At 50.1% G+C, this 24,365-nt stretch carries 17 protein-coding genes, 2 tRNA genes and 1 rRNA gene (1 of these 20 cut by a window edge); 16 read left to right on the forward strand and 4 right to left on the reverse strand.

What is annotated here, in order from left to right; all coding sequences use genetic code 11:
• Nucleotides 1-2: 2 nt before the first annotated feature.
• Nucleotides 3-2,549 carry a bifunctional lysylphosphatidylglycerol flippase/synthetase MprF gene (gene mprF, locus GmarT_RS08135; RefSeq protein ID WP_002647806.1) on the reverse strand — a complete coding sequence of 849 codons (2,547 nt, stop codon included), beginning with the start codon at nucleotides 2,547-2,549 and terminating at the stop codon, nucleotides 3-5.
• A 359-nt stretch (nucleotides 2,550-2,908) separates the two neighbouring features.
• Between mprF and GmarT_RS08140 the strand changes: the two genes are divergently transcribed.
• Entirely contained in the window at nucleotides 2,909-3,877 is a 969-nt protein-coding gene (locus GmarT_RS08140) for an SgcJ/EcaC family oxidoreductase (protein WP_052301269.1), read from the forward strand.
• Nucleotides 3,878-3,940: 63 nt separating this feature from the next.
• Complete coding sequence (locus GmarT_RS30215) at nucleotides 3,941-5,722, forward strand: protocadherin (RefSeq protein WP_187782352.1); 1,782 nt, start codon at nucleotides 3,941-3,943, stop codon at nucleotides 5,720-5,722.
• 88 nt (nucleotides 5,723-5,810) lie between these two features.
• Here GmarT_RS30215 and GmarT_RS08155 read toward each other — a convergent pair whose 3' ends face one another.
• Nucleotides 5,811-7,484 (reverse strand): arylsulfatase, encoded by a 1,674-nt coding sequence (locus GmarT_RS08155; protein WP_223123521.1) that lies wholly within the window; start codon nucleotides 7,482-7,484, stop codon nucleotides 5,811-5,813.
• Between the two features lie 345 nt (nucleotides 7,485-7,829).
• Here GmarT_RS08155 and GmarT_RS08160 point away from each other — a divergent pair, with 345 nt between their 5' ends.
• From GmarT_RS08160 to corA, 10 genes are all read left to right on the forward strand, one after another.
• The gene (locus tag GmarT_RS08160) at nucleotides 7,830-8,570 is read left to right on the forward strand and encodes a PDZ domain-containing protein (protein WP_149302535.1); all 741 of its coding nucleotides are present in this window, start codon (nucleotides 7,830-7,832) and stop codon (nucleotides 8,568-8,570) included.
• A 326-nt stretch (nucleotides 8,571-8,896) separates the two neighbouring features.
• Complete coding sequence (locus GmarT_RS08165; RefSeq protein WP_197994424.1) at nucleotides 8,897-9,388, forward strand: ATP-dependent zinc protease family protein; 492 nt, start codon at nucleotides 8,897-8,899, stop codon at nucleotides 9,386-9,388.
• A 42-nt stretch (nucleotides 9,389-9,430) separates the two neighbouring features.
• The gene (locus GmarT_RS08170; protein WP_044240648.1) at nucleotides 9,431-10,681 is read left to right on the forward strand and encodes a RimK family alpha-L-glutamate ligase; all 1,251 of its coding nucleotides are present in this window, start codon (nucleotides 9,431-9,433) and stop codon (nucleotides 10,679-10,681) included.
• Between the two features lie 8 nt (nucleotides 10,682-10,689).
• Nucleotides 10,690-11,850, forward strand: coding sequence for a succinylglutamate desuccinylase/aspartoacylase family protein (locus tag GmarT_RS08175; RefSeq protein ID WP_002649766.1), 1,161 nt, complete (start codon nucleotides 10,690-10,692; stop codon nucleotides 11,848-11,850).
• 291 nt (nucleotides 11,851-12,141) lie between these two features.
• Nucleotides 12,142-12,882, forward strand: a complete 741-nt coding sequence (locus GmarT_RS08180) for a DUF2071 domain-containing protein (protein ID WP_002649765.1) — start codon at nucleotides 12,142-12,144, stop codon at nucleotides 12,880-12,882.
• Between the two features lie 33 nt (nucleotides 12,883-12,915).
• Nucleotides 12,916-13,836 (forward strand): hypothetical protein, encoded by a 921-nt coding sequence (locus GmarT_RS08185; protein WP_002649764.1) that lies wholly within the window; start codon nucleotides 12,916-12,918, stop codon nucleotides 13,834-13,836.
• 50 nt (nucleotides 13,837-13,886) lie between these two features.
• Complete coding sequence (locus GmarT_RS08190; RefSeq protein WP_002649763.1) at nucleotides 13,887-14,348, forward strand: hypothetical protein; 462 nt, start codon at nucleotides 13,887-13,889, stop codon at nucleotides 14,346-14,348.
• Nucleotides 14,349-14,404: 56 nt separating this feature from the next.
• Nucleotides 14,405-14,851, forward strand: a complete 447-nt coding sequence (locus tag GmarT_RS08195) for a hypothetical protein (RefSeq protein ID WP_002649762.1) — start codon at nucleotides 14,405-14,407, stop codon at nucleotides 14,849-14,851.
• 133 nt (nucleotides 14,852-14,984) lie between these two features.
• Complete coding sequence (locus GmarT_RS08200) at nucleotides 14,985-16,544, forward strand: carbon-nitrogen hydrolase family protein (RefSeq protein ID WP_002649761.1); 1,560 nt, start codon at nucleotides 14,985-14,987, stop codon at nucleotides 16,542-16,544.
• A 162-nt stretch (nucleotides 16,545-16,706) separates the two neighbouring features.
• Entirely contained in the window at nucleotides 16,707-17,786 is a 1,080-nt protein-coding gene (gene corA / locus GmarT_RS08205; RefSeq protein ID WP_002649760.1) for a magnesium/cobalt transporter CorA, read from the forward strand.
• Nucleotides 17,787-18,835: 1,049 nt separating this feature from the next.
• Here the strand turns inward: corA and GmarT_RS08210 are convergent.
• Nucleotides 18,836-20,413, reverse strand: coding sequence for a sialate O-acetylesterase (locus GmarT_RS08210; protein ID WP_002649812.1), 1,578 nt, complete (start codon nucleotides 20,411-20,413; stop codon nucleotides 18,836-18,838).
• A 154-nt stretch (nucleotides 20,414-20,567) separates the two neighbouring features.
• On the opposite strand from GmarT_RS08210, the gene GmarT_RS08215 reads away from it, so the two are divergent.
• Nucleotides 20,568-21,512 (forward strand): polysaccharide deacetylase family protein, encoded by a 945-nt coding sequence (locus GmarT_RS08215; RefSeq protein ID WP_044240692.1) that lies wholly within the window; start codon nucleotides 20,568-20,570, stop codon nucleotides 21,510-21,512.
• A 200-nt stretch (nucleotides 21,513-21,712) separates the two neighbouring features.
• Here GmarT_RS08215 and GmarT_RS08220 read toward each other — a convergent pair whose 3' ends face one another.
• A complete protein-coding gene (locus tag GmarT_RS08220) occupies nucleotides 21,713-22,015 on the reverse strand; it encodes a hypothetical protein (protein ID WP_149302537.1) in 303 nt (100 codons plus the stop codon).
• 718 nt (nucleotides 22,016-22,733) lie between these two features.
• Between GmarT_RS08220 and GmarT_RS08225 the strand changes: the two genes are divergently transcribed.
• From GmarT_RS08225 to GmarT_RS08235, 3 genes are all read left to right on the forward strand, one after another.
• Nucleotides 22,734-22,807 (forward strand) — tRNA-Ile (locus tag GmarT_RS08225).
• A 91-nt stretch (nucleotides 22,808-22,898) separates the two neighbouring features.
• Nucleotides 22,899-22,971: transfer RNA gene (locus tag GmarT_RS08230), tRNA-Ala, on the forward strand.
• Between the two features lie 737 nt (nucleotides 22,972-23,708).
• Nucleotides 23,709-24,365, forward strand: a 23S ribosomal RNA gene (locus GmarT_RS08235) (it continues 2,232 nt past the right edge of the window).

A 24,365-nucleotide genomic window follows, 5' to 3' on the forward strand; every position in this document is an offset into this window, starting at 1 on the left:
TATCAGGTCCGGTTTGAATTTGACTGGTTTTTTGCAATGATCGCGACAACATCAGACAATATTTGAGGCAATGCCATTCCGCCGGGTGACGCCAGGTATTTGGGTGTCCAGACGGGATCGAATTTCTCTTTATAACTTCTCAATCCCTCAAAGCCATAGAAATGATCGCCATAACGAAAAATCAAATTGGCCGTTCGATTCCAGACAGGGGACAGGGGACGATTTTCGATACCGGACAGGGGAGCCATACCGAAATTGAACCATTGATAACCCTGCTGCCTGCCCCAGAGTAGTAATTCCACAAATAGATATTCCATGACTCCCGGCGGTGCCTCGGGGATATGTCGCATCAGGTCAGCAGAGAGTTCGTCTTTGCGGGCACCCTCCAGAACATTGGCAAACGCAATGATCCGTCCCTGCTGTCGAACGATGGCAATTGGAAACTGCTTGAGGTAGGTTTCATCAAAGTAGCCGAGTGAAAAGCCTTTTTCGCTGATCTCTTTCGCCTGGAGCCAGGCATCAGAAATCTGTTTGAGTTCCCCGAGAATTTTCGGTACCCCATCACGGGGAATCAGGGAGAATTCACACTGATCTGTTTCACAATGATTGATGGCCTGTCTCAACTTGCGACGCTTACCGCCCTGCAGGTCAAATGAATCCAGCGGGACCCGGGCTTCTTCCCCCAGTTTGAGAATTGTCAGTCCCTGATCCAGGTACAGTGAAAGATTCTCCGGTTTCACCTGATAAAAGACGGGCCAGCCGTCATAACGATCGACCAGTTCCCGGAACTGCCAGATCAGTTCTCCCCGTTCTGTGTCTGCCCCGATAGGATCGCCGAGTGAAATCCAGGAACGTTTTTGTACGCCATACATGATGCAGGCCGTCTGCCGGTCATTAAACAGTAGTGATTTATCGCCCAGCAGTGCCAGTTGCGTAGAGGTCTGAGGCGATGACAGGACCAGCTGTTTCACCGCATCCAGTTCAGCGGGAGTGGGTGGCAGCGTGCGAGGTTTGTGGGCTGCCACCAGTCTGGAAATTGCAAACAGCAGGATGATAGCGATCGCGCCGACGCTGCCTCTTAGAAAGCGTGAGGCATCACCCTTGATGGTAAAAGCCCACCAGAGTTCGTCTGAGTATTCGACATGTCGATAAGCAAACAGGCCCAGCCAGATCGAACAGATCACGATGGTCAGAATGGTCGCCGCCCAGCCGGGACTGAAACGGGCGTGGATCAACGCCCCTTTTCGATAATACTGTTTGCGACTGATCAATAATGCGAACAGCAGCACGCTCAGGAGGATCGCTTCTTCAAAATCAAAACCTTTCATCAGAGAGACTGCAATTCCCACACTCAACAGAGAGGTAATCAGCCACCAGGCAGAATCCAGTCGACGCTGCAGACCACGGGCGAGGACGAGCAGGGCGGCCCCCGTTAAGCTTCCCAGAAAATGCGAAACTTCAATGAGAGGCAGTGGGAGCGTCTGTTGCAGAGATCCAATGCGGGCGGTGACGATCGGTGTTGCTCCGGAAAACAGCAGTACGGCTCCGGCCAGCAGCGTACACCCGGAAAGAATCAGAGGGGCGATGGCTGTCGACCAGCGGCTTGTTTCCTGCATCACGCGTGATGCCAGGCCTCGATTGAGAGACAGTTCATGCAAGCCAAGGAGTATGACTGCTGCAAACAGGGGAATCAGATAATAAATCACTCGAAATACCAGCAGGCCGGCCAGGATTTTTCCTGAATCGGGAGATGCCAGGAGAGTCAGCATCACTAATTCAAAAACACCAATTCCGCCAGGCACGTGCGACAGGACTACCGTCACAGTGGCCATCAGAAAGATTCCCAGAAATTCCCCGTATCCAATGGAAATGTCTTCCGCCAGCAGCGTATATACAATGAAAGCAACCAGGATCAGATCAATGGCAGAGACAGCCAGTTGCAGTAAAGTCATCCCCGTGCCGGGAAGTTTTAACTGAATTCCTTTGACGTTGATTGGTTTGGTACGAATCAACGTCAGCGAAGTGTAACAGGCGGCGACAGTCAGCAGGATATACCCGACTGGCTGCACATTATCAAATGGGAAGTGTAATGAAGCGGGGATCGGAAACGGGTGGGAAACGAAAACGATTCCCGCTAAGGCAAACACACCAATCCAGTATGTAGTACCCAGCATGATGACCAGCTGCAGAATTTCCACCGCCGAAAGTCCCCAGGCGGAATACAGGCGATAGCGGACCGAAGTTCCTCCCAGAACGGCACCGAAGTTATAACTGGTTACGAAACCGGTGAACGAAGCAAGTGAAATTTTTCCCAGGGAGAGTGGATGCTGTATCGCGCGGACGGCAAGATAGTCATAGCCGATCAGAACCAGGTAATTCAAGACTGTCAGGCCGCCGGCCGCCCAGAGTCTCCAGGCCGGTATGTGGGAAATGGCATTGCGGATATCATGGATATTGTAATGCTTTAATTCCCGGGACAGCAGCCAGATTGCTCCCATGAAAACAGCAATGACAGCCAGGGGAGCAAGTTGTTTAAGACGATGAAGCATCAATGATTCTTAATAACAAAGGTGCTGATGGCTCTGAAGTAACAAATTCGGATTCACTGATCTGTTGTTGCTGAATCGTTTTGCTTACTGCTCTCAGTGAGAAGGAGAACAGTCATTGCATGAATTCATCAGCAGTGTGATCAAACAGGCGCGCTAACATCAGGGGATCTGGTAGTCGAGCGAATATTGTTTTCGTTACGTTTAACAGCTCATGAATTTTCTGAAAGAGATCATAAATTATGCGTGCAATATTGAATAGACAGGAATAGAATAAAACCTCGGGCTGTGGCTTCTGGAGCAGTCTGTTGACTCTCTCACAATGCAAGCGAATTTCAACACCATATCTGAAAGATGTCAGAATGAATCTTCTACTGCGATTGACCCGCTCGGGTCTCACCGTATCTGCTTTTTCGTTATTTTTCATGCTGGACAGTGCTGCTCTGCAGGCGCAGTTTCAGAGAACTCCGCTCACTTCAAATGGGGAGCCTGCAGCGGCAGAAGCTCAGGAAACCCCCTCTCCCTCCGATGCTGAAACAGCAGTCAAGAAAGTGGCTGAGAAGTTTAAACAGGCTTTTGATGCAGGGAATGCCGAAAAAGTTGCTGGATTCTGGGCTCCCGAGGGGGAATATATCGATGGCAGTGGAAAACGCCTGGCCGGTCGCGCTGAGATTCAGAAAATGTATACGGAATACTTCAAAAACAACAAAGATGCGAAAATTCAGATCTCCGTCGATGCGGTACGCGAAATCGGTGATCAGCTGGCGATCGAAGAAGGGCGGACCGTTGTGACTGGCCCGGAAGCTCCCCCAGCTTACAGTCGATATACCGCGACCCATATGAAACAGGATGGTCAATGGAAGATGGTCAGCGTTAATGAATCGGTGGCTTCACCTTCAGCGTCGCAAATTAACCTGAAGGATCTGGAATGGCTGATTGGAAGCTGGACCACCGAGGATCAAGGTGTCACATTGAAGACCATTTATCGCTGGATGCCGGGGAAAAAGTTCATCGAAAGAACTTTTGTGACGAAAACTGGAAAAAAAACGCAGCAGATTGGCGTTCAAATTATCGGAATTGATCCATTGAGTGGCGATATCATGTCGTGGACTTTCAATGCGGATGGCAGTCATGCGATCGGAATCTGGATGCCCGTCGATGGCGGGTGGGCGATCGAATCCCGTGGTGTTATGGCAAATGGCATGCTCACGAGCGCTAATAATATTGTGACGAAAATTGATGATCATGGTTGTCGCTGGCAGTCAGTCAATCGTTTCGTAAATGGGACTGAATTACCAGATGCACTCGAAGTGGTCTCCAGGAGAAATTAATTTCCGCGAACCAGGCTCTTCAAAACACACACTGACAAAATTCTGAATTTGGGGATATTAGATATGAGATTATTCATCACACTGATGGCGGTTACGGCGGTCTGCCTGTTCAATCCTGAACTTTCTGAAACCTGGGCTCGTGGCGGCTTTGGTGGCGGTGGATTCCGCGGAGGTGGAGGAGGCTTTGGCGGCGGAGGCGGCAGGAGCTTTGGTGGCGGCGGAGGTGGCTTCGGCGGAGCCGGTGGTGGCTTCGGCGGCGGCGGAAGAAGTTTCGACGGTGCTGGCGGCGGTGATTTCCGTGGTGCCGGTGGACTTGGTGGCGCAGGCGGCTATGGAGGCGGTCGCGATTTGGGTGGTAACGGTCTTAATGGAAGCGGTGGCTTTGACGGCAGTCGCTTTTCCAATTACGGCAGTCGATTTGATACGACCAGCCGTTTTAATGATCAAAGCGGATTCGACTCCAAATTCTCAAATGAGGCACGCTCGTTTGAGCAATCTGGGAGAAATAATTTCGATCGGGGAAATTTAAACCAGCTCGGCGGTAATGGAGACCGAGGATTTCGAAATTCGGGTTCACTGAATGTCGGAGACATGAACTTCAACAAGCGCCCCACTCAACAGGGATTAAATAATTTCCTGGGTCTGCCCTCTGATGCCGGGCACAATGCGGTGACCAACTCTCATCCCCATGTGCAGGACTTTACCGGGCGTGATACGATCAACCGTTCCATCAGCTCCGGTTCCGGATCTGGTAATATTTATCATGGTCCGAATGGTGGTGTCGCTGGCGGTGGTACTTATACGGGGCCGCGAGGAAATACTGTAACCGGTGGAGGTGCCATCGGCCCGGATGGCGGTCACGCAGCTGGCGGATCAATCGATGGAAAGAACGGCGGTAGTGCAACCGGGGGACGTGTTGTGGGTCCCGATGGTGGATCTGCTGCCGGTGGTAGAGCCGTTGGTCCGAACGGAGGCACAGCTGCAGGAGGACGTGTCGTCGGCCGGGATGGTGGCAGTGCTGCTGGTGGTCGTGTTGTCGGTCCCAATGGCGGGAAAGCCGCGGGCGGTGTTGTTCGCGGACCCAATGGAGGCGGTACGGCTGGTGGAGTGGTTCGAGGACCAAATGGAGGCTATGCTGCCGGATTTGTGCATGTCCCTCCTTCAACCCGCTATTATCATGGTGCCGTGATTCGCGGGGGATTTGTTGGATACGGGATGTATTATCCCGGCTGGTATGCAGCGCATCCGGGAGTCTGGTACGTTCCCGGCTGGCCGGCTGGTTATGCCTGGAGTGCCTGCACCTGGAACTCGATGATGGCCTGGTTGACGTTAGCCAATTCGCAGCCCCTCTATTATGACTATGGCAATAACGTGGTCTACCAGGATAACAGTGTTTACGTGAACAACCAGGACGTTGGATCTGCGGAAGAATACACCCAGCAGGCCAGTCAGCTGGCGTCACAAGGCGCTGCCGCGGATGTCAGCAATCAGAAGGACTGGATGCCGCTCGGTGTGTTCGCTCTCTCACCCAGTGGGCAGACCAAGTCTGATTCCACTGTGGAACTGGCCGTTGATGCGCAAGGCATCATCCGGGGTAATTTCACCGATACCAAGACCAATAAAACTCAGCAGGTCGAGGGATCCGTGGATAAGAAAACACAACGGGCCGCCTGGACAGTCGGTGATGACAAAAATACCGTCTATGATACAGGCATCTATAACCTGACCAAAGACGAAGCGCCACTGCTGGTGCACATCGGTAAAGATGAGACTCAGCAATGGCTCATGGTCAGAATTACTCAGAAGGACAAAGATAAGTCTTCCAGTACTTCTGCCAGCGAGTAATCACTGCTCAACTATTGAACTTATCTATTCACCATAAAACAGAGCTGGTTAATGTTGACCAGCTCTGTTTTTGTTTCTGCTGGGAATACTATTGCTTCAACGGTGCCAGATAATCGATGCGGTAATCTGTGGGGAAAGGGAGTACAAAATTCGCATTGGCCCAGGTCTGCCATTTCTGGTCGAGTTGCTTTACGACCTCCGGATGCTTTTCGGCCAGATCATTCAGTTCTGTACGATCGACTGAGATATCATAGAGTTCCCACGGTCCGCCGCGCAGAGCGGAGAGCTTCCAGCGACCTTCCCGGATGGCCCGGTTACCCTGGTGTTCAAAGTAGAGCGTGCGTTCGGTCTGAGGAGAGTTATTGATGGGGATGAATAGACTCTGTCCGGGCAGGGGGATCGTTTTCAAGCCATTCCACTGAGCGGGGTAATCGACTTGTGCGGCTGTCAGCAGTGTGGGGACAATGTCGATAATATGGGCGGGAGTCGAAACAATGGTGCCCTGCTGCTTAATCTGTGCAGGCCAGTGCACGATGCCAGGTGAAGCGATCCCCCCTTCGTGGTTATAATGTTTGTAAAGTCTCCAAGGGGTATTTGAAGCATTTGCCCAGCCGGAACCGACGCTGTGATGCGTGTCCGGTCCGCCCATTTTATCGAGTTGATCTCCCCAGTATAACGTGTTATTGCGGCTGGATCGGATATCAAATCCATAGGGATCCCATTCTGCACAGGCCCCGTTGTCGGAAGTGAAAATAATCAGCGTATTCTCCAGTTCATTGTTCTGTTTGAGACTGGTCAGGACGCGCCCGATATTCTGATCCATACGATCCACCATCGCGGCAAAAATTGCCATGCGTCGCGCCAGGTCGCCTCGGCGGTCTGAAGGCAACGAATCCCAGGCCGGGTTCACTCGCGCCTCTGCTTCACCCCAGTCCCAGTATTGTGAACGGGGAGAAAGCTTCGTCTCCGGTGGTACGATTCCCATTTTCTTCATACGCGCCAGTCGTTGCTCGCGGATTTTATCCCAGCCTGCATGGTAGCGGTCTGCATACTTGAGAATTTCTTCTTTGGGGGCATGCAGTGGAAAATGCGGCGCATTGAAGGCCAGGTATAAAAACCAGGGTTGTTCCGGGGTGTGTCTTCCCATTCGTAGAAAATCGATCGCGTAATCGCCGAGCGCGTCAGTGCCATAAAATTCTCCTTTGGGATAGGTGTGCGTCGCTCGGGAGGCGGGAAGTCTGGTGAAGTGATTGACGTCCCAGAACGTTTTTGCACTGACCAGTGTCCCGTAAAATTCTTCAAAACCAAGTTTGGTTGGATCCTCGGTTCCCAGGTGCCATTTCCCGGAGAGGAATGTGCGATAGCCTCCCTGCTGCAGGATCTGGGCGACCGTGATGGCTTCGTCAGAGATATGTCCCTGGTACCCGCGCTGATTCAGATTGCGCGTCATGTGCCCCAGACCGATCCGATGGGGGTATTGACCGGTCATGATGGTTCCGCGAGAGGGACAGCAGCGGCCCGTATTATAAAACTGAGTCAGTCGCACTCCCCTGGCAGCCAGGGAATCCAGATGGGGAGTCTCGATCTCGCCTCCAAAACATCCCAGATCGCTGTAGCCCAGATCGTCGGCGACGATCAACAGGATATTAGGTTTTCGCTCGGCACTCCAGCTTTGTCCGGACCAGCAGAGGCAATTCATGAATGCGAGCAGGGAACAGATCAACCAGAAACGAAAGGAAGAGCGCGCTGGGATTGTCGTCATTAAAGTTCTCTTTATCAGTAAGGCAGGGATGAAGTGAGGACAGGGCAAAGTTTCACGTAGTTAGAAAGTCCTGCAGACTGTTCAATCAGCTTACACGCTCTTTTGCTCTGGTTCCAGAAGGAGTATCAGATTTCTATCGCGCATGATTTGAGGTGAGAGAGCGTTTCTGGTGATGTTGCAAATAATCATCAGAATTCGATTTCCGTATTTGACAAGGTATATGCGTAAGCTAGGATAGGGTATATGCGTTGAGTGCGGCAATTGTTGGGTTGCCTTGAAAAGAGAAGCTCCGCAGCCAGAAATATCATGTGTCGTGTACATATTTTGAGATAAAGGGTTACAAAGATGAAACTGCAGAAGTCTATATCGAGCAAGGGCTTGCTTTGTCTTCTCACACTCTTTTTGGTCGTGAATTATGAATCACAGGCTCAAGAAGCACCTGTCAAAAAACAAGCTGGTTCGACCGCGCGTCAGAAGTATGCTGCTCTGATGAGTGACGCTCATAAAGCCCGTCTGGATCAGCATTATGCGAAATACTACAAAGCCACACTGGGCGTGGTTTGCACTGATGCATCCGGCCCGCTGGCTGCTCATTTGACAAACGGTGCACCTGACTGGTGGACCGGCGTGGGCACCAATCTGGATGGAAATCCAGGCTATGGTGTTGTGATCATGCACGTGGCCCCCGGATCTCCTGCAGATCAGGCAGGCTTAATGAAGTACGATATTATCCTGTCATTCGGCAGCCATCGTCTGGCTTCCGTCCGTCAGTTGAACTCCTTGTTAGCCAAAGCGCAGCCAGGTCAGGACGTTAAGCTTTCTGTGATCCAGGTAGGAGAACAGGGCGCCGTCAGCACGGTTGATGTGACGCTTGGCTGGTCAGAACGGATTAACGCTCCTGCCCAGGGAAATCCTCCGCGGACGTTTACCCCGAAGTATCCTTCTGCCTCAAATTTTGGTAACGATGATGAATATCTCCTCAATCCGAAGGCACCTCTGAAATATCAGTATGCTGCTCCTTACGAGTACGCTCCCAAGCTGGATCCTTCTGTTCCCATGGATTTTGGATTAACTCCCAAACCATAGTTATACGATCAGATTACACTACAAAACATGAAAAACAGGCGATGCCAGATTCAGGCATCGCCTGTTTTTTTTTTCAGATTTTCAGTTAGAGGTTCGTGCCACAGATACGATAGCTGATACAGCGGGTTAGGCTGTGTTCCATTTTACTGTTGCGTCTCCAGGGGCATTTGGACCGGGTATCATAGACCGGGAGACGCTACGCTTAAATATGATGCCTTCCAGATATAGACGAAATCGTGTTGCAGAACTGGCATATCTAAGTATTTTAATGTAGACTAAATATCTCGAAACTGAGAAAAGAGAGCAAAGGAGGCCATGCAGCACACGTGACGAGAATACTGCAGAAGGAAAAAAGACGGAGAACAGGTCTGCCTGTCATTGGTTGGCGCGAGTGGATCAGTCTACCGGATCTGGGAATTGAGAGCATTAAAGCAAAAGTAGATACCGGCGCCCGTTCGTCGTCTCTGCATGCTTATGATTTGCATCAGTTCGAGCGAGACAATGAAAAATGGATTCGATTTAAGGTCCATCCCGTGCAACGGAAAACGCGCGAGGTGGTGGTCGCAGAAGCCCGGATTTTTGAATTCCGTTCTGTACGCAGTTCCAGCGGGAAGGCCAGTCTGCGGCCTGTCATCGTGACGAATATCGAATTGCTGGGAGTCAGCTGGCCCGTCGAATTAACGCTTGCCAACCGCGATGAAATGGGCTTCCGAATGCTGCTCGGTCGTGAAGCATTTCGTCGACGCTTTTTAGTCGACGCCGGGAAGTCTTATTATGGTGGAAAGCCGCAACAAGTCAAAAAGCCAAAATCGGTTTAACGGGTTCAAACCAAAACCATTCAGGCGACAAAAGGATATTTCATGAAACTTGCAATTCTTTCGTGCAGTCCCAGGTGCTACAGCACGCGGCGTTTGCGCGAAGCGGCAGAGCAACGTGGTTTTCAGATCAAAGTTTTGAATACGCTCAAATTTGCCATCGACCTCAAACAGGCGGAACCGGATCTCTTTTTCCGCCAGAAGTCCATCTCTGATTATGACGCAGTGCTGCCTCGCATTGGGGCCTCTATTACGTATTTCGGAACCGCGGTGGTCCGCCAGTTCGAGCAGATGGATATTTTTTGTGCGAATTCCTCTTCTGGAATTACCAACTCCCGAGATAAACTCCGCAGTCTGCAGATTCTGAGTCGGCATCAGATCGGGATCCCGCAAACGACATTTGTCCGTGATAAAAAAGACGTGTTGCCCGCCATTGAACGCGTGGGGGGCGCCCCGGTAGTAATCAAACTTCTTGAGGGAACCCAGGGGATTGGCGTGCTTCTTGCCGAATCGGTGAAATCGGCTGAAGCCATCATCGAACTGTTACAGAACCAGAAACAGAATGTACTGATTCAGAAATTTGTCGCCGAAAGCAAGGGGCGTGACATCCGGGCCTTCGTCGTCGGAGACCGGGTAGTGGCAGCCATGCGACGCGTGGCACAAGGCCAGGAGTTCCGCAGCAACGTGCATCGTGGCGGCCTGACGGAACCAGTCATTCTGGATGAGACCTATTGTAAAACAGCAGTTCGTGCAGCGCAGATTATGGGCCTGCGAGTCGCCGGTGTTGACATGCTGGAAGGGATAAATGGACCACAGATCATGGAAGTCAATTCCTCACCTGGCCTGGAGGGAATCGAGAAATGTACCCAGCTCGATATTGCCGGTGCCGTGGTCGATTATATTTCGGCCCAGGTCGATTTTCCGGAGATTGATCTGCGGCAGCGACTGACTGTCAGCCGTGGATATGGTGTGACTGAGATTCATATTCCGGAAGGGTCTGAATACGTGGGGAAAGCCATTAATGAATCTGGACTGCGGGATAAAGATATAAACGTATTGACCCTCTATCGTGGTACAACGGTGATTCCCAACCCCCGTTCCGATCGAAAATTGGAATCACATGATCGATTACTCTGTTTTGGTAAGCTGGAACTGATGCGCGATCTGGTTCCTTCAAAAACACGCCGAAAACGTCGTCCGAAAGTCCAGGATCTGCCCGAATTACCCGTGGCCGAAGAAGTACTGACTGACGCTGTCAAGGAGACCGCTGAGTCAGCGCGGTCGGGAAGGAATTGACAACACACATGACAAAACCGCGACGACGTAAGCCAATCGATCAATGGAACGGAGAATCTATACCGGCTGGACAGTCGCGCGACGTCAAGCTGGCTGTCAGCGAAAGCTACAGCAGTATGAATGTCAAAATTCCCATACATATCCGTCGTGCTGAGGAAGACGGACCGGTGGTATTTGTGACTGCCGCGTTACACGGCGATGAAATTAATGGCACGGGGGCGATACGAGAGTTGATTCAGGATGTCGATTTCCAGCTATTGAGGGGCTCGGTCATTCTGGTTCCGGTTCTCAATATTCTGGCCTTTGATCGACACTCGCGTTATTTACCTGACCGGCGCGATTTGAACCGCTCTTTTCCGGGGTCTGCAAACGGAAGCCTTGCCAGTCGCATGGCGAGAATCATTTTTGATGAAATTGTATCCCGCTGCGATTATGGCATCGATCTGCATACCGCTTCGGTGCGTCGCACCAATTATCCTAATGTCCGCGGCGATCTGAGTAATCCTGAAGTGAGTCGTCTGGCGAAAGCCTTTGGTTCGGAAATCATTATGAATGGTAAAGGACCCGCAGGAGCCTTCCGTCGTGAAGCCTGTAACTCAGGTTGTCCGACCATCATCATGGAAGGTGGCGAAGTCTGGAAAGTCGAACCGGGAATCGTTGAGTCTGCAGCGCGCGGGGTCAGAAATGTTCTGCGCGATCTGCAAATGCTGGATGGCGAGCCGGAATCTCCCGATTATCAGGTCATCGTGGATAAATCGACGTGGGTCCGTGCAGAGCGGGGGGGCTTCCTCAAATTCCATGTCAAGCCGGGCGACATTATCGAAAAAGATCAGCCACTGGCGACCAACACCACTCTGCTGGGCAGAGAACGCAGTATGCTGTATGCCCCTTTTGATTCCGTTGTGATTGGGATGACCACTCTGCCGGCTATCAGTCCGGGTGAGCCGATCTGCAACCTGGGAATGCTGCCTGAAGGAACTAAACCTTCACAAATCAGGCGATTTCGACGCGAGGAAGACGGGCTGGAAGGTCAGGTTGTGGAAGAGCTTTCAACCAATCTGGTCGTTGTCGAACCCTGCGATGAGGCGGCACAATTGAAGATGAATCCTCACCATCAACGGGAATCAAATTCCCATTCCGGCACCGGAGAATCAGCGGCCGCTGAATAATTTCCAGCTATCTAAGTTCCTTTCAGTCAGGGGCTTACTGCATAGAATAAATGTCGAACAATAATTCGACTGTGTCGCCGTTCAAAATATGCCCGCAAAGGCTTACTTTGACGTTAACTCGAAATCGAAGCAGCTCTTCCCACTGATGACCTCATTTTTCAGTTCTGGACTGGTAGAAGTCACTTTGTCGCCGTTTGCTTCCGCATGGAAAATATTTTTGACGAAAGGCGGGAGATGGGGTATCGTTGGAACTGGTAGGGGAGTTCACTCTCATTTCTCCTGGAGCCGGTAATGAAGATTCCCGTAATTGAAGGCATGATTGACCGTCGTATTCTGGCCAATTTCCGTGTTGATCCGGAAGCCATGGCCCGTGTTCTGCCGGCCCCGTTTCGTCCCCAACTGATTCATGGATATGCCATTGGTGGCGTTTGTCTTATTCGACTGACGAATGTCCGCCCCCGGTGTGCTCCCTTTTCCTGGGGAATTCGTTCTGAAAACGCCGCCCACCGGTTCGCCGTCGAATGGGAAGCGGGCGGTCAGACACACCAGGGAGTCTATGTTAATCGTCGGGATACGGATTCCTGTCTGAATGCACTGGCAGGAGGGCGGATTTTTCCGGGAACTCATCACCATGCCCGCTTTACAGTCGAAGAGACGGACGACCATTTCTCGGTCGAAATGCGGGCCAGAGATGGTCAGGCCCGGATGCAGGTGACAGGTTCCATCGTGGATGAATTACCTGCTTCGTCAATCTTCGCTACTGTGCAGGAAGCGTCTGACTTTTTCGAACAGGGGTCACTGGGGTATTCGGCCAGCAACAGGGCCGGGCATTTTGACGGGCTGGAATTGAGTTGCCGGGACTGGAAAGCGGAACCGCTGCAGGTAGAGTCCATCGCATCCAGTTTCTTTGATGATCCCCAGCGTTTTCCGCCGGGGACGATCGAATTCGACTGTGCCCTGCTGATGCGGGGTATTCCCCACGAATGGCACAGCCGCCAGGATTTGTGTTGCCCCGAAAATCTCCCGGCCTGAGCAGTTTTATCTCATACTAAAAGGAACACTCGAATGGATGCCCGTGTTTTTCTGACGTTGATCGTGTTCGGACTGACTGTGACTCCCCTCAAAGCGGAATCGAAATCCCCTCCTGTCCATGAAACAGAGCAGCGAGCCCGGGAGGTTCTGCACGAATGGAGTGAAGAATGCCTGAGCTTCACAGGAGTACAAGGCGAGATTTTAAGAATTGATTACGATGATGTATTTCAGCAGCAAAAGCATTCAGTGGGTACCTTTGGCTATCTGGGACCTCAGTATGGTTTCTTTCGATACAACCCCGCACCGAATCAACCTGATCCTGACTCTCTGAAGAAAGCACCTGATGGGAGTCCTTATGAGTATAAAGAGGGTTTCAGCGAAGAATGGCGCTGGCAGAAATCATGGATCAGAAGCATCGATCACAGAGAAAAAAAGTACGAAGAGTTTAGAATTATTAAACGACCTCAGACTGAATCGGAGCCGAAATGGTATGATTTCGGTCGGTACTTCTCGGAAATGGACAACATGGCACCGGTTCTGCCTGGTGTGCCTAATCAGGCGAATTTTGATGAATTTATTTCTGATTCTTATCTGCAGGTCATTCGGGAAAATGACACTCATATCTGGATTGCCGGCAAGCCAAAAAATCGAAGATACGCAGCCCTTTTTAATGAATTCAAGCTTCATCTGGAGAAACGCCCCTGGAGATTAAGGGCGGTGCAATATATTCACCCCTCAGGTCAGCAGAGTACTGTTTATCTCTTCTCGAATGTGGAATTCAATCCGCTGGAGTGGGAGGAACCCGATCTGAACGGCTACCAGAACCTGAACGACCAGCCGATTGTCGCCCGATACCCCGAGAACGCAGAACGACAATCTTTCCAGAAAAAGGCGGGTTCACAGCAATCAGGTTCAGGATCGTTAATGGATTGGATTTTTCATTTGTTATTCTAGACTGAGAACAATCTCAACTTATCAATCACTTCAAAGTCAGGTTGTCACGGATGTCTAAACAGACAGACAAATTCGAAAAGCAGCTCAAAGTAGCCGGGGTGTTATTCATGGTTCTGGCTGGCTTCTGCCTGTTGGGGCTGTTGCTGCTGCCGCTCCATTACGTAATGATGCAGTCAGTGATGGAGTCATTTGAGCAGATTGATTTTCCAAAACGCCAGGATCGACCCGACCCCCGGCAGATGATACAGACCATGCAACCCTCCCTTTATCTGATGTATGGCTTTATGGGGACCCTGGGTCTGTTATTTGGCGGAATGACACTGGTCACCGGGATCAACCTGTACCGGAAAACCCGCCGGACTGTCTGTATTATTGGATCAGCTGCGGTCTGCATCTGGTTCCCGCTCGGAACCGCTCTGGGAGTCTGGACGCTGCTGATCCTGTTTGATAAACAGGCCCAGCCTCTCTTTGATGCACCGAATCTACTCGCGGAAGACGATTTTTTATCCTGAATTTCAGAATATATGTCGTTGAGACCTCCCATCCCAGCGAACAGAGGAGTGGCCCGATGACTGCTTCCAGAGCCAGCCAGTTGAATCTGATCGGCGCCCTGTTTTTAGTTCTGGGTCTGATCTCTATATTCAATCTTGCGATTTTGAGGAATATTGGCGATCAGCTCAAAGCGAATTCTGAAATGACAGCAAATCTGACGTCACTCGAGGGAACCAAACCTGAAAGCAGTGATCAATTTGATTCCATGGCGAACAGCATGCTAATGGGGATGTTCATTGTCTCGATTACCTTTACACTGGTCTGTTTTTTAACAGGGGTCTGCCTCTTAAAGCGAATCAGTTATCGGACCTGTCTCGTGGGCGCCGCAGTGACCTGCATTATCTTTCCTGTGGGGACGGTGCTGGGAGCCTGGGCGATCTTTGTATTAACTGCCAGAGATACGAAATCTCTCTTTGAGGACATGGCGAGCGATTCCCGAACAGAAACTGTTACGGAGACCTGAAGAAGGGATTTCGGGCAAGGGTATTCCTGGCAACCGCAGAGAAAAGGATTTTCGGGGGCTGTTCAAAATCAAGAGTGCTGACGATAATAATCTCGTGCACTGTCCCTGTAGCTGCTTCTCTTAAGGAAAATCAATGGAACCACTTGATCTGAAGGATTTCGAATGGAAGATCGAAGTCCGACCTTTGACAATGGACGACTTCGATGCCTTGGTGGAAATGGAGCAACTCTGTTTTCCCGGCATGCAGACCTGGGGGCGGGAGCATATTGAAAGCCAGCTCAAGCATTTTCCCGAGGGACAACTCTGTGTGGAAATTGATGGGCGACTGGCGGCTTCGTCTTCCAGTCTGATTCTGACATTTGACCCCAGTATGGAGTGGCATAACTGGAAAGCAGTCGCCGACGACGGGTATATCCGCAATCATAATCCCAAGGGGGATACGCTGTACGGGATCGAAATCATGGTTCACCCTGATTTTCGCGGGATGAAACTTTCCCGGCGGATGTATGATGCCCGCAAAGAACTCTGCCGTCAGAAAAATCTGACCCAGATGATTATTGCCGGTCGGATTCCAGGATATCATCTGCACGCCGACAAATTGACGGCCCGTGAATACATTGACTGCGTGGTTGAAAAGGCGATCTATGATCAGGTGTTGACAGCACAACTGGCCAATGGATTTTCCGTGCAGGGGCTGATTCCCAATTATCTGCCCTCGGATACCGAATCCTGCGGGTATGCGACCTACCTGGAGTGGACGAATCTGGACTATAAACGTGGTGCCAAACGGCGTTTTCATCATCCGGTCGAACCGATCCGGATCTGTGTCGTGCAGTACCAGATGCGTTCGATTAAAGGCTTCGACGAGTTTGCCCAGCAGTGCGAGTTCTTTCTGGATACGGCCTCCGATTATAAATGCGACTTCATCCTGTTTCCGGAGTTGTTTACCACACAACTGCTTTCCTGTGTGGAGGCGACTCGTCCCGGGCAGGCCGCACGACGTCTGGCGGAATTCACACCACAGTATCTCGATTTCTTTACGGAAATGGCTGTCAAATACAATGTCAACGTGATTGGGGGGTCGCAGTTTGTTGTCGAGCATGGCACGCTGTTTAACTCGTCCTATCTGTTCGGTCGCGATGGAACAATTGGAAAACAGGATAAAATTCATATCACTCCCAGTGAACGCAAGTGGTGGGGCGTCAGTTCAGGCAACCGGGTTGAAGTCTTTGAAACGGATTGCGGTACGATCGCCATCCAGATCTGTTACGATATTGAATTCCCCGAACTGACCCGGATTGCCGCTCAGAAAGGGGCACAGATTGTCTTCGTGCCTTTCAATACCGATACGCGGCACGGTTATCTGCGGGTCAGACATTGTGCCCAGGCACGCTGTGTCGAAAATCACCTGTACGTAGCGATATCAGGCTGCACAGGCAATCTGCCCTTTGTGGAAAATGCCGACATCCACTATGCCCAGTCTGGGATTTTTACACCCTCCGATATGGAATTCGCCAGTGATGGCGTGGCGGCGGAGTGTAATCCGAACGTCGAAACCGTGATTATTCATGACCTCGACTTCGAACTGTTAAGGCGGCATCGTGAGTCGGGCAGTGTGCAGAACTGGAATGACCGCCGTACAGAACTCTACCGGGTGGTCTACAAGGAAGATGGCAACTCCTTCGAGATTTGACCAGTCCCGCATCAGTCTGATCTCGCAGCCCGAGCCATGATGTCATAAAATCTGGCTCGGACTGCCTGTGGGAGAGCCCCCAGGTAGTGTTACTGCGTTCTCGTCTCACCAGCTTCAGGTGTGCGAATGAATCATGACCGCTTTTCCTGCGAGCAAATATCTATGATTGATGCCTATCGGAATACCTCAAAAAAAGCCGGTATGCCACCTGGTTCTCTGATCCACGTGGCCGACTTTAATGAAGAAGATACACGAATTTCTGTGATCGATTATGGGCTGATTGATGTCGAGGAACCCAGTGTGGAAACAGTGGAGGATCTGCTCAAATTCCGTGAGAAGGATTCGATTACCTGGGTCTGCCTGGAAGGACTCAAAAATGTCGAAATCACCGAGCTGATCGGCAAATATTTCGACATTCATCCGTTAGTGCTGGAAGATATTCTCAATACTCACCAGAGGCCCAAGTTCGAAGAGTACGATGATTATCTCTATATCGTTCTGAAAGGTCTCTCCCTGGGAGAAGAGGACGTTGCGTCGAGTGAGTTTAGTGTCGATTACGAGCAGATCAGCATTCTGGTGTTTAATGATTTCGTTTTTACCTTCAAAGAGTGGAAGGACGAATTGTTTCTTCCCCTGATTCAGCGGATCCGCACCAGTACAGGCCGCATTCGATCTCTGGGGTCGGATTATCTGACCTATGCGATTTTAGACAGCATCGTCGATCAGAATTTTGTGCTGCTGGACTCGATGGATGAGCGGATTGATGAAATTGAAGCAGAATTATTATCGGATCCCACCTCAAATACGCTGGTTTCCATTCAGCATCTGAAGCGGGAACTGATCAATATACGTCGTTCGACTTCACCTCAGCGGGAACTGTTGTCAGCGATCCTGCGATCAGATCATGATCTGATCAGCGAGAAAACGCATATCTACTTTCGCGATGTGTTTGATCATGTTCTGCGGATCTCAGAATCGGTGGACTCTTATCGTGATATGCTGGCCGGCCTGCTGGATATCTATGTTTCGAGTGTGAGTAACAAAATGAATGAGGTGATGAAAATCCTGACGGTATTTGCCTCGATTTTTATTCCGCTTACATTTATTGCGGGAATTTATGGTATGAACTTTGAATACATGCCTGAACTCCGCTGGAAATGGTCGTATCCGCTTCTGTGGGTGGTTTTTATCACATTACCTGTGGTACTGGTGACCTATTTTAAAAAGAAAAAATGGTTGTGAACCGGCCTGGATGAGATTTCTGAATTAAACCCTGACCTGTTGACGGTGGTTCGGGATATTCATCTGCAGATACTGAAGGCACTTCTTTTATAATGCCTGGTGAACCCGGGAAGGAGGCCCTGAGCACAGGCACTGTCGGGCAGGCCGACCGATGGCACCCGGCGGGTAGAGGAAGTTCGATTGTGGAGGGAGCGGATTCGCCAGGACCTCCTGTTCGCTGCGCTCACCCCGGATTACATCCGGGGTTACCCTTTCTTTTGTGTTATATCGGGGTAGTCAATTCTTATTTGAAGGTCTGCTCTGACAGTTTCCTGTTGTCTGCGACAACCCCGAATTACATTCGGGGCTACCCCCTGATCTGTATATAGTGGTTCGGGTTATTCATCTGCGGGGGTGGGGGCACTTCTTTTATAATGCGATGTGAAACCGATCAGGGGATGATCGCATCGGCACGGTCGGGCGAGCCGACCGGGGCGCCCGACCGTTTTGTATTGCTACCACGAAAAACACGAAATGACACGAAAGGGGAGGGGTGATGCTTGGGGTTTGGGAAGCGGGTTTGATTGCATGTTGGATTATTTTGTGGAAGGGCCTGGGGAGGTCAAGGGGGATGAACAGTAAAATGTGGCGAACTGTGTTGATATGGGAACGATGTCTGGCGGTGCTGAGACGATGTTTGGACGAAAACCTGCGAAGTGCGTCGACCCGCAGGCATACATTGGGAACGGGTGTTGTTTTGACAAGTGAATATCTGGAAAAAACAGGCTCATTTATCGTGAAGAGTACGAACAAGTGTCGCGTGTTCCGGTGCACTGTAAACTGGATACGCGCGCGACCCAAAACAACGCTTATCGCCGGTGGCGCGCAGCGGTCAAGTTCATTTTATGCAGCGGGAGTGCGGGAATGTGCAGCAGCAGGTGTGGGAAGTTCAGTCCTGCAGGCGGATGGAAACGCTGCTGTAATACGGGACACCGTCAAGAGCTTATAAAAAACGCCTCAGAGAAACCTGTTCCCTGAGGCATTTTGTGACTGCATTATCAGTAGATTGCTTAATGATTATTGATTGTTATTCCAGGCCAGTCATCCGTACGAAAGGGTGTGACAGGCAGACCTTCTTTATTCTGGACGTTACAGACGGGGTTATCTGCCCAGGCGTAGCGAACGGCAGCTGGATTCGCAACTGCGTCACTCCAGACTTCGATTTTATTGCTGCCAACAATTTTCGCATTCGCTTTGACAAACTTCTTGTCTTCGCCGGCAATGGCGAAACCGATGGGAGTTGTCACGTCGAAGGTATCGAGGCCACCGCCAACATGATCAAAGGTCAGAATCGCTTTGTTGCCTTTGACTTCCATAGATTTGTAACGGGGGCTCTGGTGTACGACTTTCACGCCATAGTCTTTCGCCAGTGCCCAGCGGGCCAGTCGCATGGCGACATCCTGTTTGTTTTTGGGATGAATGTCAGAGGCTTCACCCAGATTCAGGATGACGGCTTCACCCGTATTGGGGAGTGCATCCATTGTCATGGTCTGTGCTTCACGGAGTTCAGCCCAGTCGCTGTCAGCTGGTTCCGGGTTTTCGTTGCGGAAATCTGCCAGTTGGACCCAGTAGAAGGAGAAATCGCCCTGTTTCCATTCGTCACGCCAGTTCTGGATCATGTAAGGGAACAGTTTTCGATACTGATAGGCGCGGCTGGCATTGGATTCACCCTGGTACCAGATCACACCTTTGATCCCGTAACCAATGGTCGGGTATAATACGCCATTGTAAATGTTAGCCGGACGATGATTACCTGTCAGCGGGTTACGTGGTGCGCGAGGACGCCGTGGCGCGGCTTTTCCAGCTGCATTGGCTTTTTTGACTGATTCTTTCCACTGATCCAGACGTTTATTGTAAGCTGTAACAGCCTGTTCATGGTTGTAGGACGCTTCTGTCTTTTCCCATTTTTCCAGCATCTCTTTAAAGGCAGGCTCATCTTCCAGTCGTTTACGATTCACCCAGGCTTCTGCAGAAGAACCACCCCAGGCATTGTCAATCAGGCCGATGGGGACATTCAATGTCTGGTAGAGTTGCCGACCAAAAAAGTACCCAACCCCCGAAAAGTTTCTGACGGTCTCAGGGGTACAGGCTTCCCACTGACCTTTGAAGTTATCCTGGGCTACCTGTGTGCCAACCTGGGGTACCGATATCAATCGGATCTTGGGGTAATTGGCGGTCATGATTTCCAGGTCGGCATCATTGGATGATCCAACGGTCCAGGCCATATTGGATTGACCAGAACAGATCCAGACTTCTCCAGAAAGTACATTTTTCAGGGTGATGGACTCTTTTCCCTTGATCGTGATTTCATAGGGACCACCAACTTTGAGAGGTTCGAGTGTGACTTTCCATTTTCCATTTTCATCTGCAGTAGCAGAGTGAGTCTGTCCATTGACGGTAACGGTGATTTTCTCACCTGGTTCGGCCCAACCCCATAACGGGTTTTTCTGCCCCTGTTGCAGGACCATGTTGTCACCGATAATCGCGGGAAGTTTGATTTCTGCGTGCGCCAGCTTTACATTCAATGCATTCACGGAGATCAGCATCAGCAAAACGGCTGCAAGTCGTTTCAGAGAGGTACAATTCATTTGTAGTTCCTTGCAGGATAAGTAGAATAGAGAAGTGGTAACAATCCAAATCCACTTATAGCTTGATCTGATTGATATCAGAATTCAAGCGAACGCTTTCAATTCGCGGCATCAAATCCTGTATTTCATTTTCCGTAACTCCCTCAGGTGATTTATGAAACGTCAAATGATGATGATCTGGTTCTGTGTAATTGCTGCGACCAGTGTCGCTTCTGTTCAGGCGGAACACAAAGAAACAGGGGAGAAACGATATCTCATCATCCACGCGGACGATGCCGGTATGTCGCATTCGGTGAATCAGGCAACGATAGAAGGCATGCAGAAAGGAATCGTCTCGTCTGCGAGCATAATGGTGCCTTGTCCCTGGTTCAAAGAATTTGCCGAATACGCAAAGCAGAATCCGGATCAGGATTTTGGCATTCATCTGACTTTGAATTCGGAATGGAAAAATTATCGCTGGGGACCAGTTGCTTCGCGTGATCTGGTCCCCAGCCTGCTAGACGAGGAGCAATATCTCTGGGACAATGTCGGGCAGGTAATGCAGCATGTTAATGTAAAAGACGCCGAAAAAGAGCTGCGAGCCCAGATCGAGCGTGCGAAAAAATTTGGTGTTCCCTTAAGTCACCTCGATACCCATATGGGGGCTGTCGTCAGCCGCCCTGATCTGCTGGAAATGTATGTGAATCTGGGAATTGAATACCAGCTCCCTGTCTTGTTTGTTGCTAATCTTGATCCGAAGAAGTACGGCCTGATTGCAGAGAAGTCGAAAGAACTCAAAGCGGTTCTTTCGAAAAACGGTCTGCCCGTGTTGGATGAACTGGTTCAGTTTTATGGCGAGCCAGATTATGGAAAGCGAAAACAGTCATATCTGGACAAGCTGCGGGGACTCAAACCGGGGGTGACACAGATAATTATTCATTGTGGCATTGATAATCAGGAATTACAGAATATTACCCATAGTTCCTCACGCCGCGATGGAGATCGACGTGTCTTTACTGATCCGGAAGTCATGAAAGAAATTAAGGACCTGGGGATTGAGGTCATTACATGGAAACAGTTCCATGAAATGGCAAAGCAGAAAGTGAAAGTGGCAGAGTAGGGGACAGCCATCCACAAAGTCCCGGAAACTGCAACATTATTAGCTATCAAGTTCATTACATACAGGACGATGGGGGATTTGGTGATTGTAGTTGCAGAGCAGGGGCGCAGCTCCGGCAGGTAGAAAAAATCCCCCGCAGACTAACTGTCTGCAGGGGACCATTTTCAAAGATAGAAACGATCTATCTTTTTCAGGAGGTATTATTGCGGGGGGCTGTTAGCGGTGGGGCTTTCGATGCAGCAGTTCCCCCCGGTTTCGCAGCAGGAGAGTTTTGTCTCACAGCAGGTTGTTTCTGTCAGGCAGCATTGTTCTGCCTGGTCACAACAGGCCAGGTCCTCCAGGCAGCAGTCTGCTTTTGAAGAGGTAATACAACAGGCTTGACCTTGTTCGCAACAGGTCAAATTCAGTTGACAACAGTTGGATGTATCTGTTTGTGAATGAGCAGAGGCAGTAATTCCCAGCCCGACAGACAACATTGTGGCAGTGATCATTTTCGATAACATCTGACATCTCCTTTAGAGTGGATCAGTGAATGAATTGCTGAAATTGGATGAAACATGAGTACGCGGTTTCAGGTGATCAGCAGATCCAGACGCAGTGTATCAGATATAATGGGCGTGAATTCGCCTGAAAATGGTGGGATGTAGCGACTGTACTCAGGCCGAATGGAGCTGGCAGACTGGAATCATGCGATGTGGAAATTCCAGTATCTGGTTCGGGTAATCGACTTTTGGAAGTCGCCAGGACCTGGTGAATACTGCATTGGCAGTCATCACTTGAGGCTGGCCTGACCGGGCAATGATCAGGTGCATCCTGGGACAGGCAGCATTGTGAATCAGAAGGAAGCGGCAGGTTCTGCGACTGGTTGTTCGAAGCGCAGGTTCTATTATCAGAAATGGTCAGACTGGACAGACTGGACAGTAATGCCAGTGATAAACCAGTTTTGAGTAGAAGATTGAGCATCGTTGTTTCTCTCTGATAGATAAATTTCGGTCAGGGAGCTTTGTTGAAAGAACGTATTCCCTGATGTCTGTCAGCTACTACGTGTTTAATGTGTGAACCGTTGGAAAACTGTTTCCGGGTGGATAACAGCTGAAAGCGAACCAGTTCGCAGGTGGTGTGTCTTTTTACCATGAAGAAAATGTAATTTTTTGTAAAACTAGTGTCGAAAGAGACTTTACAGCAACAACATAAGAAGACAGAATACGCGTCCTCTTATTGGGGCGTATAGCTCAGTTGGTTAGAGCGCAGCTCTGATAAAGCTGAGGTCCGTGGTTCGAATCCACGTACGCCCATTTTTTTCTTCTCTAAGAGGGACTCCAGGTTTTGTAGCTTTTTTAGTTGCATGCCTGGGGTTTGCCAGCAATAGTATTGTTGGCACTGTTAGGGGACGTAGCTCAACTGGGAGAGCGCCGCCCTTGCAAGGCGGAGGTTGCCGGTTCGATCCCGGTCGTCTCCATTGTGTTTTCGGGAAGTGAAGTGACCTGTGCCTTTTAGAGGTTCTAAATCAGGTCCCAAGTCTTTCTGGAAAACTTCCAGGGAATTTTTCTCCCCTGGGTTGACGGGTGGTTTCTGACTGGTTAAGATCCCGCTCCGCTATTTGTTCTTGGCAGGTTTGTTGAGGGCAAGTGGTTGTCACAAAAGGTTTTGTGACAAAAAAACTTTCAGAGAATTTAATCTCTCTGGCTTGACGAGTGGTTTCTGACTGGTTAGGATTCTGCTCCTTCACTTGTTCTTAACAAATCTTGTTGAGTGCAAGTGGTTGTCGCAAAGCAGTTTGTGGCAAGAAAGTGTTTGAGAGGTTTTGAAAAAAGTTTTCAGATTTGTTTCTCGGACGGTTGACTTTCTGAGAGACGACGATAAGATGACTCTCTCAGCTGACTTAAGTCGATTGAATCGAATTCAGCAGTGCTGGTTTTGATTCAGCTGATTTTGGTTGGCTGTTTTTCTCTGGGGATAACCCTGAGGATCAACGATCTTTGACAATTTGGTAAAAGTAATAAGTGGCATCTATAAACATAGAGTTCTCAAGTTGCAATACCAATTCTTAGGAATTGTATTGCTACCGAGATTTTGTTCTTAGGCAAATCGACTCAAGTGCAAGGTTGTTATGCAAGACCTTGTGAATTGAGATCGGGTTGTAATGTTTTTGGCTCCCGCTGGCCAATGTGGTCTTTGTGAGGTAAAAATTATTACGGCTAAGCTATTAAGGGCGTATGGGGGATGTCTTGGCATCAGATGGCGATGAAGGGCGTGGAAGACTGCGATAATCTTGGGGAAGTTGTCAAACGAGCGTTGATCCCGAGGTTCCTGAATTATCATATACTGAATACATAGGTATATGAGGCACACGCGGTGAACTGAAACATCTCAGTAACCGCAGGAAAGGAAAGCAACAGCGACTTCGTGAGTAGCGGCGAGCGAAAGCGAATCTAGCCTAAACCGTCTTGCTTCGGCATGGCGGGGTTGTGGGGCTTGTCATTGTGGAGTTACAAAACTGTTTGCTAGAAGAATTCGTTGGAAAGCGAAACCATAGAGGGTGACAGTCCCGTATTTGAAAGTGAATAGACTTCCGACAGGTACCCGAGTAGGTCCGGCCACGTGGAATCCGGACTGAATCTGGGAGGTCCATCTCCTAAGGCTAAGTATTCTCTGATGACCGATAGTGAAAAGTAGGGTGACCGAAAGATGAAAAGAACCCCTGTTAGGGGAGGGAAAGAACCTGAAACCATACGCTTACAAGCTGTCGGAGCACTATTATCTTCGGATAAGTGTGACGGCGTGCCTTTTGCATAATGATCCGGCGAGTTACCGTCAATGGCTCGATTAAGGCCTTCCGGGCCGAAGTCTCAG

The sequence above is a fragment of the Gimesia maris genome (assembly GCF_008298035.1).
GTDB classification, from domain to species: Bacteria; Planctomycetota; Planctomycetia; order Planctomycetales; family Planctomycetaceae; genus Gimesia; species Gimesia maris.

Bases quoted from the DNA above. Each gene is read 5' to 3' on its own strand.
- mprF (WP_002647806.1), bottom strand. From the start codon at position 2,549: ATGCTTCATCGTCTTAAACAACTTGCTCCCCTGGCTGTCATTGCTGTT.
- GmarT_RS08140 (WP_052301269.1), top strand. From the start codon at position 2,909: ATGAATCTTCTACTGCGATTGACCCGCTCGGGTCTCACCGTATCTGCT.
- GmarT_RS30215 (WP_187782352.1), top strand. From the start codon at position 3,941: ATGAGATTATTCATCACACTGATGGCGGTTACGGCGGTCTGCCTGTTC.
- GmarT_RS08155 (WP_223123521.1), bottom strand. From the start codon at position 7,484: ATGACGACAATCCCAGCGCGCTCTTCCTTTCGTTTCTGGTTGATCTGT.
- GmarT_RS08160 (WP_149302535.1), top strand. From the start codon at position 7,830: ATGAAACTGCAGAAGTCTATATCGAGCAAGGGCTTGCTTTGTCTTCTC.
- GmarT_RS08170 (WP_044240648.1), top strand. From the start codon at position 9,431: ATGAAACTTGCAATTCTTTCGTGCAGTCCCAGGTGCTACAGCACGCGG.
- GmarT_RS08175 (WP_002649766.1), top strand. From the start codon at position 10,690: ATGACAAAACCGCGACGACGTAAGCCAATCGATCAATGGAACGGAGAA.
- GmarT_RS08180 (WP_002649765.1), top strand. From the start codon at position 12,142: ATGAAGATTCCCGTAATTGAAGGCATGATTGACCGTCGTATTCTGGCC.
- GmarT_RS08185 (WP_002649764.1), top strand. From the start codon at position 12,916: ATGGATGCCCGTGTTTTTCTGACGTTGATCGTGTTCGGACTGACTGTG.
- GmarT_RS08190 (WP_002649763.1), top strand. From the start codon at position 13,887: ATGTCTAAACAGACAGACAAATTCGAAAAGCAGCTCAAAGTAGCCGGG.
- GmarT_RS08195 (WP_002649762.1), top strand. From the start codon at position 14,405: ATGACTGCTTCCAGAGCCAGCCAGTTGAATCTGATCGGCGCCCTGTTT.
- GmarT_RS08200 (WP_002649761.1), top strand. From the start codon at position 14,985: ATGGAACCACTTGATCTGAAGGATTTCGAATGGAAGATCGAAGTCCGA.
- corA (WP_002649760.1), top strand. From the start codon at position 16,707: ATGATTGATGCCTATCGGAATACCTCAAAAAAAGCCGGTATGCCACCT.
- GmarT_RS08210 (WP_002649812.1), bottom strand. From the start codon at position 20,413: ATGAATTGTACCTCTCTGAAACGACTTGCAGCCGTTTTGCTGATGCTG.
- GmarT_RS08215 (WP_044240692.1), top strand. From the start codon at position 20,568: ATGAAACGTCAAATGATGATGATCTGGTTCTGTGTAATTGCTGCGACC.
- GmarT_RS08220 (WP_149302537.1), bottom strand. From the start codon at position 22,015: ATGTTATCGAAAATGATCACTGCCACAATGTTGTCTGTCGGGCTGGGA.